The sequence below is a fragment of the Curtobacterium sp. MCLR17_040 genome, from assembly GCF_003234735.1.
Taxonomy (GTDB): domain Bacteria; phylum Actinomycetota; class Actinomycetes; order Actinomycetales; family Microbacteriaceae; genus Curtobacterium; species Curtobacterium flaccumfaciens.
The window spans coordinates 1-12572 of record NZ_QKTE01000015.1; the positions used below are offsets into that span (position 1 = coordinate 1).

At 70.1% G+C, this 12572-nt stretch carries 10 protein-coding genes and 1 tRNA gene; 10 read left to right on the forward strand and 1 reads right to left on the reverse strand.

Annotation, left to right across the window (positions count from 1 at the left end; translation table 11 throughout):
- Positions 1 to 306: 306 nt before the first annotated feature.
- The 9 genes from DEJ01_RS12745 to DEJ01_RS18530 all read left to right on the forward strand — a co-directional run bounded on the left by DEJ01_RS12745 (position 307) and on the right by DEJ01_RS18530 (position 10483).
- Positions 307 to 1923 carry an ABC transporter substrate-binding protein gene (locus DEJ01_RS12745; protein WP_111093200.1) on the forward strand — a complete coding sequence of 539 codons (1617 nt, stop codon included), beginning with the start codon at positions 307 to 309 and terminating at the stop codon, positions 1921 to 1923.
- An 84-nt stretch (positions 1924 to 2007) separates the two neighbouring features.
- Positions 2008 to 3117 (forward strand): ABC transporter permease, encoded by a 1110-nt coding sequence (locus DEJ01_RS12750; protein ID WP_372439454.1) that lies wholly within the window; start codon positions 2008 to 2010, stop codon positions 3115 to 3117.
- 2 nt (positions 3118 to 3119) lie between these two features.
- Complete coding sequence (locus DEJ01_RS12755; protein WP_111093201.1) at positions 3120 to 4190, forward strand: ABC transporter permease; 1071 nt, start codon at positions 3120 to 3122, stop codon at positions 4188 to 4190.
- A complete protein-coding gene (locus tag DEJ01_RS12760; RefSeq protein WP_111093202.1) occupies positions 4187 to 5884 on the forward strand; it encodes an ABC transporter ATP-binding protein in 1698 nt (565 codons plus the stop codon). Before DEJ01_RS12755 ends, DEJ01_RS12760 begins: the two co-directional genes overlap by 4 nt.
- 148 nt (positions 5885 to 6032) lie before the next feature.
- Positions 6033 to 6962 carry an ATP-binding cassette domain-containing protein gene (locus DEJ01_RS12765; RefSeq protein ID WP_071405352.1) on the forward strand — a complete coding sequence of 310 codons (930 nt, stop codon included), beginning with the start codon at positions 6033 to 6035 and terminating at the stop codon, positions 6960 to 6962.
- Positions 6959 to 7969: a D-isomer specific 2-hydroxyacid dehydrogenase family protein gene (locus tag DEJ01_RS12770; protein ID WP_258375715.1), complete on the forward strand. Its 1011-nt coding sequence runs from the start codon at positions 6959 to 6961 to the stop codon at positions 7967 to 7969. The genes DEJ01_RS12765 and DEJ01_RS12770 overlap by 4 nt, the downstream gene beginning before the upstream one ends.
- A gap of 115 nt (positions 7970 to 8084) precedes the next feature.
- Positions 8085 to 8157 (forward strand) — tRNA-Asn (locus DEJ01_RS12775).
- 86 nt (positions 8158 to 8243) lie between these two features.
- Complete coding sequence (locus DEJ01_RS18315) at positions 8244 to 9776, forward strand: hypothetical protein (protein ID WP_220038692.1); 1533 nt, start codon at positions 8244 to 8246, stop codon at positions 9774 to 9776.
- Positions 9777 to 9907: 131 nt separating this feature from the next.
- Positions 9908 to 10483, forward strand: a complete 576-nt coding sequence (locus tag DEJ01_RS18530) for a pentapeptide repeat-containing protein (protein WP_309147063.1) — start codon at positions 9908 to 9910, stop codon at positions 10481 to 10483.
- Between the two features lie 13 nt (positions 10484 to 10496).
- Here DEJ01_RS18530 and DEJ01_RS12785 read toward each other — a convergent pair whose 3' ends face one another.
- Positions 10497 to 11999, reverse strand: coding sequence for a glycosyltransferase family 39 protein (locus tag DEJ01_RS12785; RefSeq protein WP_111093203.1), 1503 nt, complete (start codon positions 11997 to 11999; stop codon positions 10497 to 10499).
- Between the two features lie 52 nt (positions 12000 to 12051).
- On the opposite strand from DEJ01_RS12785, the gene DEJ01_RS12790 reads away from it, so the two are divergent.
- Positions 12052 to 12540: a hypothetical protein gene (locus DEJ01_RS12790; protein WP_071405350.1), complete on the forward strand. Its 489-nt coding sequence runs from the start codon at positions 12052 to 12054 to the stop codon at positions 12538 to 12540.
- The last annotated feature ends 32 nt before the right edge of the window (positions 12541 to 12572 follow it).

A 12572-nucleotide genomic window follows, 5' to 3' on the forward strand; every position in this document is an offset into this window, starting at 1 on the left:
GGGCGGACGCGGGGTGGGGCTCCCGGCAGGGCGGGCGAGATCGCACGAACCGTCGCTCGACAGGCGCTCTTGAGTGCCAGACCGCCTCGGTTGCACCACGCAACTTTCGTGCGTGACGCGCCGCTCGATTCCGGCGGAATCATGCATCACGCGGCGGGCCCGTGCATTACAGCGGTGTAAACAAATCGCCCCCGGTTCGTTCTGTTCCGTGACAGGGTGATACCAATGAGCGTTCCTGGCCGGGCACACAGACGTTCCACCCTCCGGCTCAGGACTCTTGCAATCATGACCAGAGAGGCAGCGGACATGGCATCCGTGACCAAGTGGGGCAAGCGCGGCATCGCGCTCGGCGCCGGTGCAGCAGCGACGGCGCTGGTGCTGACCGGCTGCGCGAGCAGCAGCGTGAGTGACACCGAACTGAACGGCCTGAGCATCGGGACGACGGACAAGATCACGTCCCTCGACCCGGCCGGTTCCTACGACAACGGCTCCTTCGCCGTGCAGAACCAGGTGTTCCCGTTCCTGATGAACACGCCCGTGGGGAGCCCGGACGTCGAGCCGGACATCGCCACGAAGGCGGAGTTCACGAACCCGACCACCTACGAGGTCACCCTCAAGGACGGGCTCGAGTTCGCGAACGGCAACAAGCTCACGTCGAGCGACGTGAAGTTCTCGTTCGACCGCGAGCTGAAGATCAACAACGAGAACGGTCCGCAGTCGCTGCTGGCCAACCTCAAGAGCATCGACACCCCGGACGACACCACCGTGGTGTTCAACCTCGACCACGCCGACCAGACCTGGCCGCAGGTGCTCTCGAGCCCCGCGGGTCCGATCGTCGACGAGGACGTCTTCAGCGCGACGAAGCTCACCAGCGCCGACGACATCGTCAAGGGCAAGGCGTTCGCCGGGCAGTACCAGATCAGCTCCTACAAGGAGAACGACACGATCCAGTACAAGACGAACCCGAAGTACGACGGCCTCCTCGGCAAGGCGAAGACCGACGAGGTCACCGCCAGCTACTACACCAAGGAGACCGACCTCAAGCTCGCCGTGCAGAAGGGCGACGTCGACGTGGCGTACCGCTCCCTGACGCCGACCGACATCTCGGACCTGCGCAAGGACGACTCCCTCAAGGTCACCGACGGCCCCGGCGGCGAGATCCGCTACGTGGTCTTCAACTTCAAGACGCAGCCGTTCGGCACCGGGCAGGACGACGCCGACGAGGCGAAGGCCCTGGCCGTGCGTCAGGCCGCGGCCGACGTGGTCGACCGCGCCCAGCTCGCGAAGGAGGTCTACAACGACACCTTCACCCCGCTGTACTCGATGGTGCCGGACGGCCTGACCGGCGCGGTCCAGCCGTTCAAGGAGATGTACGGCGACGGTGACGGCGGCGCGGACGTGTCCAAGGCGAAGAAGACGCTGTCGGACGCCGGCGTCACGGGCAAGGTGCAGCTCGACATCCAGTACGCGCCCGACCACTACGGTTCGGCCTCGGACGACGAGTACGCGCTGCTCAAGCAGCAGCTCGAGGACTCCGGTCTGTTCACCGTCAACATCCAGTCGACGGTCTACACGACCTACGCGCAGGAGCGCACCAAGGACGCCTACCCCGTGTACCAGCTCGGCTGGTTCCCGGACTTCTCCGACGCCGACAACTACCTGTCGCCGTTCTTCACCAAGGAGAACTTCGTCCAGAACCACTACGACGACCCGGAGATCCAGGACCTCATCGCGAAGGAGCAGGCCGAGTCCGACCCGGACAAGCGTGCTGACCTGATCGAGCAGGCCCAGGAGCGCGAGGCCACCCAGATCTCGACGCTGCCGCTGCTGCAGGGCAAGTCCGTCGCGGTCGCCGGCAAGGACGTCAAGGGCCTGACCCTCGACGCCTCGTTCAAGTTCCGGTACGCCACCCTGAGCAAGTAGCACCAAGCCCCACGTGCAGGCCGCGGGCGTTCCCACGAGGGACGCCCGCGTGCCTGTGCAACGGCGACGAAAGGCACACACCCCGTGACCCTCAGCACTCCCGAGGCGACGCAGGACGTGAACGGCACCGATCCCACCAAGCCACAGGCACAACGCAGTGCCAAGAACAGTGGTGGCGGACTCGGCCGGTACATCCTCGTCAGGTTCCTCCTCATCATCCCGACCGTCTTCATCCTGGTGACGCTCGTGTTCTTCCTGATGCGCGTCATCGGGAACCCGATCACCGCATCGGTCGGCGGTCGACTCACGCCGAGCCAGCTGCAGGAACGCCTGCACGCCGCCGGGTACGACCGGCCGGTGCTCGTGCAGTACTTCGAGTACCTCGGCAACATCCTGCGCGGCGACTTCGGCACCTCGTCGACGGACAACCGTCCGATCACCGACATCATCGTCACGTACGGCGGTGCGACCGCGGAGCTCGTGTTCTACGCGCTCATCGTCGCGCTGGTGCTCGGCATCCCGCTCGGCATGCTCGCCGCGTACACGCGTGACAAGTGGCCGGACGTGCTGCTGCGTGCGCTCGCGATCCTGACCTACGCCACGCCGGTGTTCTTCGGCGGTCTGCTGCTCAAGCTCGTCTTCTCGGTGTGGCTCGGCTGGCTGCCCCTCGGCGACCGGGCCTCGACCCGGGTGTCGCTCATCCTCGACGGCATCCCCGGCGCGAGCGGCATCTACATCATCGACGCGCTCCGCACCGGCAACGCCCAGGTCATCGGCGACGTGCTCCAGCACGCCGTCCTGCCCGCGCTGACGCTCGGCCTGCTCACCGCCGGCATCTTCCTGCGCCTGGTGCGCGCGAACATGATCGGGTCGCTCGGCTCCGAGTACGTCGACGCCGCCCGGTCCCGCGGTGTGCGCGAGTCGCGGTTGGTGCGCACCCACGCGTTCCGTCCGGCCCTCGTGCCGATCATCACCGTGATGGGGTTGCAGATCGCGATGCTCCTGGGCGGCTCGGTGCTCACCGAGACGACCTTCGGGTGGCGCGGTCTGGGCTTCGAGCTCAACCAGTACCTGTCGGCCCGTGACTTCGTCGCGGTGCAGGGCATCGTCGCGATGCTGGCGGTGATCGTCGCGGTGACCAACTTCATCGTCGACGTCGTCGCCGCCCTGATCGACCCGAGAGTGAGGTTCTGACGATGGCCGACACCACCCTCGTCGACCGCCACGAGCCGCTCTGGAAGCGGCTCCCCGTGGTGGTCCAGCTGCGCCGGAGCACCGGCTGGCAGCGCGCCATGCTCATCGTCGGCGTGGTCATCTGCGCCCTCTACCTGCTCGTCGCGGTGTTCGCCCCGCTCCTCGCCCCGTACGGCTTCGGCCAGCTGCAGGGCGCGGACGGGCAGAGCTTCCCGCGCACCGGTGCACCGAGTGCCGAGCACATCTGGGGCACGACGGTCGGCGGCTTCGACGTGTTCAGTCGCGTGCTCTACGGCGCCCGCACGGCCGTGCTCGTCGTCATCGTCGCCGTGATCGTCTCGATCATCGTCGGTGTCCTGCTCGGCATGGTCTCCGGGTACCTGGGCGGCTGGCTCGACCGCGTCCTGGTGGTCGTGGCCGACGCCATCTACGCGTTCCCGTCGCTGCTGCTCGCGATCATCGTGTCGATCGTCATCTCCGGCGGCAACTCGAGCTACTCGGGCGGCATCATCGCGGCGGCGATCTCGATCACCGTCGTCTACGTGCCGCAGTACTTCCGCGTGGTCCGTGCCGAGGCCGTCCGGCTGAAGAACGACGCGTTCGTCGAGTCGGCGCGCGTGATGGGCACGAACCCGTGGCGCATCATGACGCGGCACGTCCTGCGGAACTCGACCCGTTCCCTGCCGCTCATCCTGACGCTCAACGCGAGCGACGCGATCCTGACCCTGGCCGGCCTCGGCTTCCTCGGGTTCGGCATCGGTCCGACGTCCGGTGCCGAGTGGGGCTACGACCTGAGCCGCGCGCTCTCGGACGTCGCGAGCGGCGTCTGGTGGACCGGTGTCTACCCGGGTGTCGCGATCGTGGTGCTCGTGCTCGGCGTGACCTTCATCGGCGAGAGCCTGAACGACATCTCCGATCCCCGCCTGCGTGCACGCCGACGCCTGAAGCAGCTCGTGTCCACGCGCGAGACGCGCGAGACGCGCGAGACGCGCGACGCCGGCACACCCCGCGACACGCGCAACCCCGAGGCACCGCGCACCGCCGGGAACGACACGGAAGGGACGGGCGCATGACCCCGACCACCCGCCTGCAACCGGGTGACACCACCACCGAGCCGGTCGTCGTCGTCGACGACCTGACCGTCACCTTCGCGACCGACGGCGGCGCCGTCGACGCGGTCAAGGGCGTCAGCCTCGACGTCCGCCCCGGCGAGGTCCTCGCCCTGGTCGGCGAGTCCGGCTCGGGCAAGTCCGTCACGGCCCGCAGCATGCTGCGGCTCATGCCGGAGACGGCGACACTCGGCGGTGCGGTGCTGCTCGACGGCACCGACGTCGTGTCGGTCGGCTCGCAGAAGCTCCGCGAGCTCCGCGGGACCGCCGGCGCGATGGTGTTCCAGGAGCCGTCGACCGCGCTCAACCCGGTCTTCACCGTCGGGTGGCAGATCGCCGAGGGGCTCCGTGCCCACGGCGGCGTGTCCAAGAAGCAAGCACGGGCGAAGGCCATCGACTACCTCGGTCGCGTCGGCATCCCCGACCCCGAGACCCGCGTCGACCACTACCCGCACCAGTTCTCCGGCGGGCAGAAGCAGCGCGTGGTCATCGCGAGCGCACTGGCCCTCGAGCCGAGCGTCATCATCGCGGACGAACCGACGACGGCACTCGACGTGACGGTGCAGGCCGAGATCCTCGACCTGCTGCGCCGCTGCCGCGACGAGTTCGGCACCGCGATCGTCGTCATCACGCACAACATGGGCGTCGTCGCCGACCTGGCCGACCGCGTCGCCGTGATGTACCAGGGCGAGATCGTCGAAGAGGCCACGGCGACGGCACTGTTCGCGACGCCGCAGGCCGACTACACCAAGCGGCTGCTCGCGGCGGTGCCCCGGCTCGAGGCGTCCACCGGGGTGGCCCGGCGCGCCGCGATCTCCGAGGACGTCACCCCGCTGGTGGAGGCGAAGGGGCTCGAGATCGAGTACCCCGGGCGGCTCGGTTCGCCGGCGTTCAAGGCGGTCAAGGGCGTCGACCTGGCGATCCGTCCGGGCGAGGTCCTCGGTCTGGTGGGGGAGTCCGGCTCGGGCAAGACCACCATCGGCCGGGCCATGGCGGGCCTGACGAAGGTCACCGGCGGCTCGCTCAAGGTGCTCGGCGCCGAGATGCTCGGGTACCGCGAACGCGACTTCAAGCACCTGCGCAAGGACATCGGGTTCGTGTTCCAGGACCCGGCGACCTCGTTCAACCCGCTGCTGACGATCGCCGAGTGCGTCGCCGAGCCGCTGGTCGTGCACAAGGAGGTCTCGAGCCCCCGTGCCGCGCGCAAGCGGGTGGACGAGCTGCTCGAGGCCGTGCAGCTGCCGGCCGCGTACGGCGACCGCTACCCGCACGAGCTCTCCGGCGGGCAGCGCCAGCGTGCATCGCTCGCCCGGTCGCTCGCGCTCCGGCCGAAGCTGCTCATCGCCGACGAGCCGACGAGTGCGTTGGACGTCTCCGTGCAGGCCCGGGTGCTCGAGCTCTTCCTCGAGCTGCAGCAGGACCTCGGCTTCGCCTCGCTGTTCATCAGCCACGACCTCGCGGTCGTCGGCGCGCTGTCCGACCGGATCGCGGTGCTGTACCGCGGTGACCTGGTCGAGACGGGCACGACGGCGCAGGTCCTCGGCGCGCCGCAGCACCCCTACACGCAGCGGCTCCTCGCGTCGCTGCCGGTGCCGGACCCAGCCGAGCAGGCGGAGCGACGGCGTACGCTGGAGCGACTGGAGAACGTCGGGTCCTGACCCGAGGTGACCCGCCCTGGAGGCCCGGCCAGCGTCGTCGACGCACGCCGGGCCTCCAGGGCGGTCGTCTCCACTGCTGCACGCACGACGGACCTGCCAGGGCGGCCCGTCGCGAACCGCCGCCAGGGGGCGGCGTGGAAGGGGACCCATGATCGCGGTCAACGGACCGGCGGTCGTCGCGGACGACGTGTCGATCGAGTACCGGGGCGGACGCGGGGGCGAGTCCATCCGGGCCGTCGACGGCGTGAGCCTCACGGTCCGGCAGGGGGAGATCCTCGCCCTGCTCGGTGAGTCGGGATCGGGCAAGTCGACCTTCGCCGCCGCCATCGCTGGCCAGCTCGGATCCCACGGCGAGGGCGAGGGCGCCCTCCGTCGGCACATCGTCGGCGGCGAGCTGACCGTGCTCGGCCAGAAGACCCGGGGCCTCCGTCCCTCGTCGCGCAAGCTCGAACGGCTGAGCGGCCGGATCGGGTACCTGCCGCAGGACGGCGCCGACCGGCTCAGCCCGGACCTGACCGTCGGCGAGGCCGTCGCCGAACCGATCTACGCCCGCGACCGCCGGTTCGACCGGCGCGAGGCCGGGCTCATCGTCGCCCGGCTGCTCGACGCGGTGCACCTGCCGCTCGGGGCGATGCGCCTGAACACCTGGGAGCTCTCGAGCGGGCAGCGTCAGCGTGTCGCCCTGGCGAAGGCGCTCGTGCTCGAGCCCCAGCTGCTGGTCGCGGACGAACCGGCGCGTGGCGTCGACGTACTCGTGCGGCAGTCCGTGCTCGAGGCCCTGGCGACCCTGCAGCGCGGCCGGCAGTTCTCGGCCGTCGTCGTGTCCAGCGACCTGCGCGAGGCCCGCGCCCTCGCCGACCGCGTCGCCGTGATGGCCGACGCCCGGCTCGTCGGGCTCGGCACCTTCGACGAGGTCCTCGACAACCCCGTCGACCCCTACGTCAAGACCCTCGCCTCGACCGCGGCCCGCGGCGTGAAGCGTCGTCCGGCACCGACCGCGGCCCGCCGTTCGTCGGCGCCGCGTCGTCCGCTCGCCGCCGGCACCGGCCCGCGCACCGACCGTCAGGAGAACGCGTGAGCGCCACAACCAAGGGCCCCCGCGGCCACCGCGCCGTCGTCCCCACGTCGGGTGCACCGCTGCCGATCGACGCCCCGCAGCCCGGGCCGGTCGCCGTGCTGCCGGAACCGACGGACCTGCACGTGGACGCCGTGACCGAGGCCGGCGGCACCGTCGCGCCGCTCGACGCCGACACCCGCGGGATCGTCTGGCTCGACCCCCGCGACCCGGCCGGACTCGCCGACGCGCTGTCGTCGGCACCGGGTGTGGGCTGGGTGCAGCTGCCGTTCGCCGGCGTCGACGCCTTCGCGCACCTGATCCAGGAGCACGGCGACCGCGTGCTGTTCACCTCGGCCAAGGGCGCCTACGCGGAGCCGGTCGCCGAGCACGCGCTCGCGTTGACCCTCGGCACGCTCCGGGTCCTGCAGAAGCGCGCTCGTGCGTCGTCGTGGGCGACCGAGCCCGAGGGTGTCTCGCTGTACGGGCGGAACGTCGTCGTGATCGGTGCGGGCGGGATCGCCCTCGAGTACCTCCGGCTGCTCGCGCCGTTCGACGTCGACGTCACGGTCGTGCGCCGCTCGCCCGAGCCCGTGCCGGGAGCCGCGCGGACCGTCACCACCGACGAGCTCGACCGGGTCCTGCCCGACGCCGACGTCGTGATGATCGCGGCGGCGATGACCTCGGGCACAGCGAAGCTCTTCGGTGAGCAGCAGTTCCGGATCATGAAGCCGTCCGCCCGGCTCGTGAACATCGCCCGCGGCGGACTCGTGGACACCGACGCACTGGTCGCCGCCCTGCGCGCGGGGGAGATCGCCGCGGTCGGCCTCGACGTCACCGACCCCGAGCCGCTGCCCGACGGGCACCCGCTCTGGTCGGAGCCCGGCGCGGTCATCACCCCGCACCAGGCCGACACCCCGGAGATGGTCGCACCGCTGCTCGCCGAGCGCGTCTGGCTCAACGCCGCGGCGTTCCTCGGGGGCGACGGCGAGGGCTTCGTCGGCGTCGTCGACCCGGTCGCCGGGTACTGACACGGGGGCCTCGAAGCGCGGCGCGCCCGGGCGGCGTGTCCGATGCGGTGGAGGGCCTCGGCGTCCTGCTATGCTGTTACCCGTTGTTCGCACGTCATTCGCCAGCGGACAGTGATCCTCGATAGCTCAATTGGCAGAGCAGCCGGCTGTTAACCGGCAGGTTGTTGGTTCGAGTCCAACTCGGGGAGCGACAGGTCCTCATCCCTTCGGGGTGGGGACCTTTTGCGTTGCTGTCGTCGTGCGCGTTCGGTGCTCCCTGTACGATCGTTCCGTCATGACGAACACTCGGGAGTCCCGCCGCGGACGTTCGGAGCGAACGGAGCGGCGGTCCGTCGTGCAGGCGGTGGACGTCGCACTGTCGTCACGAGCGTCGTTCGTGGTGGTGCTGACGGTCTTCGTCGTCATGGGGTTCGCCTTCGCCGGGTGGTTCCACGTCCACGTGGCCGCGGCCCCGGACGAGCGAGGGCACGTCTGGAACATCCTGCTCTACGCCGAGCGCCCCGTGCTCGCGGGCCCCTACCTGCAGCAGGTCGACCCGTCGCAGCTCTGGATGGGCGAGGTCGTCCGGTCGCCGCTGTACCTGTACCACTACCTGATGTCGTTCCCCGCGCGCGGAGCACTCGCAATCGGGCTCGACTACGAGCAAGTCGTCTTCGTTCTCCGTGCCGTGAACGTGCTGTGGGCAGCTTCGGGGCTCATCGCGCTCCGGTCGCTGTTCCAGCACGCTCGCGTCCCCGCGTCGATCGGGCTGCTCGCGATCGTGGCGACGGCGTTCACGGGGCGGTTCACCTGGCAGGCCGCGTCGGTGAGCTACGACGCCCCGGCCATGGCAGCGCTCTTCGTGTTCGCCGCCGTCGCGGTCCGTTTCGTCCGCGGTGGGGGACTGCGCACGCTGGCCTGGATGGCCGTCGCAGCGCTGTTCGCCCTCCTGATGAAGTACTCGCAGGCACCGTTCGTGCTCGCGGGAGGGTTCTTCGCCATCCTGCTGCGGTACCGCGCCGCCGGCTGGTCGTGGTTGCGGCACCCGGTGCAGCGAGCCGTCGGGGGACTCCGCGCGCGACCCGGACAGTCGATCGTGCTGCTCGTGATCGGCGGTGTGCTGACCGCTCTCGCGATCGAGCGCTTCGGTCTGAACCTGTTGCAGTTCCACGCGGTGAACCCCGCCTGTACTGCCCTGCACAGTCGTGCCGATTGCATGGACTACGCGATCTTCCGCCGGAACTACGCGGCTTCCCGTGCCCACGACCTGGCCGAGGTGAACGGAACGCTGCCGGCATTCGCGCCGCTGTCCTTCCTGTGGTCATGGGTGACGATCTACTTCCAGTCACTGTTCTTCTTCTGGGGCGCCTCGTTCCCGTGGCGTCCGAACCCGTCGGTCGTCGTGTTCGGAGCCTCGAGCGCCGTCGTCGGCATCGGGATCGCGCTGACGCAGGCCCGACGGATCCTGCACGATGCGGCGCTCACCTGGTGCGCCGCGGTCGCGGCGACCTACACGTTCGCCGTCCTCTGCTTCAACGCCGCCACGATGGTCAACTTGGGGGAGTCGTACGCGTTCTCCGGTCGCTACCTGCTGCCAGCGATGCCGTTGGCCGTGGTCGTCGTCCTGGTCGGTGTCCGGACGTGGCTCCGACGTCTCCGACCGCGAACGCGTTCCGTCGCGACGGCCGTGGTCGGCGTGGTGCTCGCCGCGCTCTTCGTGTTGTACAACCCTCTGAGCGCGTTCTTCCCCTACGCACACTCCGCCGCGTGGTACTCCGATTGGGGGCTCGACGTCCTGCCGAGATGGCTGACCGGGGTCGAGTCGTGAGCGCGTCCCGTCGCGCCCGTGGGGTGAGCGTCGGAGTCGCCTCAGCTGCCTTCGTCGTGGTGATCGGTGTCGCAGCCTTCCTCAGGCCGGGCGACGATGGGGGTACGAGTCACGATGTCGACGGTTGTGCGGTGGTGTCCGAGCCGGGGCCGGCCACGGCGACGGCGTGCCCCGGAGCCGACCTGTCATCGGTCGATCTCTCGACGGCCGACCTCCGGCTCGCAGACCTGCGTGGTGCTGACCTCCATGACGCAGACCTCTCCGAGACCGTGTTCTTCGGAGCCGACCTGCGCTCGACCGACCTGCGCGGCGCGGACCTCCGGGAGGCTGATCTGCACGCCGCCGATCTGCGCGGTGCTGATCTGCGCGGAGCCCGGCTCGCGGACGCTGATCTTTCCTCCGCCCGGATCGACGGTGCAGACGTCTCCGGTGCCGACCTGTCGGGCGCTCGGATCGAGCAGATGAGCGTCCGGGGCACAGCACTGGAACCCGGAGCGCTCTCGGTCCGGAGCACCGACGGCACAGCAGTCCGCGTCGTGCTCCGACTGGAACTGCCACTCGGACTGACTTCTCCGAACTGCAGTGACCGTGTGGTCACCGCGCCGGTCGGCACGACGACCGTCCGGTGCCAGATCCGCACGGACGCACGACACGGCGGTCGTCTCGAGGCGCCGGTGGACGTCGTCGTCGCCGGACAGGACAGCTGAACCTCGATCGCGGTCAGCGAGCGTCGGGCTCGACCCTGAGCGTGCCGTCCCGGTTGTTGTCCTCGATGATCCCCTGTCGGGGCACGTAGACGTCGAGGTAGTCGAGCCGGAAGTGCTGGAGTTCTGCAGCGTGTTCGTCGAGGAACGTCCGGACCTGCTCGGGCATGGTCCGCCGGGTGTCCGAGCCGACGACGACGGCGTCGAACGGTCCGTTCTCCGGGCGCATGGAGCCACGGTCCCCGAAGTAGATGCGCCAGGTGTTGGCGCTGAACTGGCTGAAGAGGACGCCTTCGGAGTCGTGTCCGCGGACCTTCAGAGCATCCGAGAGCAGAGCGATCCCGCTCGGACGGGTCTGCACGACGGCGACGCCGAGCCGGGCGACGGGGATGAGCAGCGCGGCGACGAGCACTGCCGCCGTGATGCGTCCGACGGGCGGCCGGACGGTCGCCAGTCGCCCGTACCCGATCGCCGCCAAGGCGATGATGAACGGCATCCACGCGTCGTAGTAGTACGGCAGCGAGACGTTGGCGACGATGACGTAGAAGACGAGGAAGACACCGAGGGCGATGCCGAGGTACGCGACCAGGCGGTCCGGTCGGACGACGAGGGCGGCGACCACACCGATGGTCAGGACGGTGAGCAGCAACCAGCCCGTGCCGTCGGCGAGGAAGGCGAAGTTCGCCCACCACGGTGCCGCCGGGTAGATCGTCCCGAGGATGGTCGTCGGGTGCCCGTGGGCGTTCTGCTGCGCCTGGAACCGGAGCATCTGCCCGATGGCCCCGAAGAGCCCGACCGGCAGGTAGACGACCACGAACACGACCACGAACGCGATGCCGCCGTACAGCGCACCGACCCCCAGGTCGCGCCACCGACGGAACAGCAGGGGGAGTGCTCCCGCGGCGAGGACGAGCACTGCCGTCGACACCTTCGAGGTCACGGACAGTGCGAGCAGCGCACCCGATGCGGCCACCCACCACCGGTTGCCGGTCCGCATCCAGCGCCAGGCCGCGGCGAGCGAGGCGACGGCGAAGAAGACCATGAGGGGTTCGAGCATCGCGAACCGGTCGATGCGGACACCGATGACCGACCCGGCTTCCGCCCAGGACGAGCCCGAGCCACGCGGCGTCAGCCACCACGTCGCCGCCGCGGTCAGGCCGGTCCAGAAGCCGACCTCGCGTCGCAGCCAGAGGAACAGGACGACACCCGTGCCGAGCATCGCGGTCGCAGCCACCAGCCTCGGCCCGAGCGGCCCCTGTCCCACCAGGAGCTGCGCCACGCCGTACACGTACTTCGCGAGCGGCGGGTGCTCGAGGTTGAGCGAGAAGTTCCCGTGCACGTAGGCCCAGCTCGCGCGGAGGTACACGAACTCGTCGTTCACGATGGTCGGACGGCCGAGGTGCCAGTAGGCGACGAACACAGCAGCCAGGGCGACGACCACGAGGGCCGTCGCACGGACGGGGCGGGAGTGCAGGCGGGGGATGAGGACCTCCAGGACAGGGCGATGCCGGACCATCATCGCAGGAGCCGCCGTACGGGTCGTCCGCAGCGCTTGCTGTTAGCGTTCACAGGTGCACCGTTCCCGTTCGCCTCGACTCACGCTCCTCGGCGTCGTCGTCGCCGTGACGGCGGTGCTCACCGGCTGCAGCAGCGTCGGCCCGGACACCGACGCGTCCGAGGACCCGACGAGCTCGGACACCGGCCTGGGCTCGGGCGCGTCGCCCGTGGTCTTCGCGTTCGTCTGCGCCGCCGACGGATCGGACAGCGAGACCTACACCACCTACTCGGCGGTGTGGGAGGCCGAGCGCGCCGACTGCTCGGCGAAGCGCCTGACCGGGTCGGTGCCGTCGAGCCAGCAGCAGGCCGCGGTGGCGGCGGCGCGCGGTGACGCGACCCTGGTCGAGCTCGCGAGCACGTGCGCGGTCCGCGGCTCGGCGCCGTGGACGTCGGCGGTCGCCGACGCGCGCGGTGCGCACGTGGCCGCCGGGCTCCTGCGGTACTGCCCGGGGCACCCGGAGACCGACCGCCTGCGGGACGCACTGGCTGCCTACCGGGGCTGAGCCGGGCCTCCAGGCCGCCCGCCGGACCAGCG

Coding starts and splice junctions, on each gene's coding strand:
- DEJ01_RS12745 (WP_111093200.1), top strand. CDS start 307: ATGGCATCCGTGACCAAGTGGGGCAAGCGCGGCATCGCGCTCGGCGCC.
- DEJ01_RS12755 (WP_111093201.1), top strand. CDS start 3,120: ATGGCCGACACCACCCTCGTCGACCGCCACGAGCCGCTCTGGAAGCGG.
- DEJ01_RS12760 (WP_111093202.1), top strand. CDS start 4,187: ATGACCCCGACCACCCGCCTGCAACCGGGTGACACCACCACCGAGCCG.
- DEJ01_RS12765 (WP_071405352.1), top strand. CDS start 6,033: ATGATCGCGGTCAACGGACCGGCGGTCGTCGCGGACGACGTGTCGATC.
- DEJ01_RS18315 (WP_220038692.1), top strand. CDS start 8,244: ATGACGAACACTCGGGAGTCCCGCCGCGGACGTTCGGAGCGAACGGAG.
- DEJ01_RS12785 (WP_111093203.1), bottom strand. CDS start 11,999: ATGATGGTCCGGCATCGCCCTGTCCTGGAGGTCCTCATCCCCCGCCTG.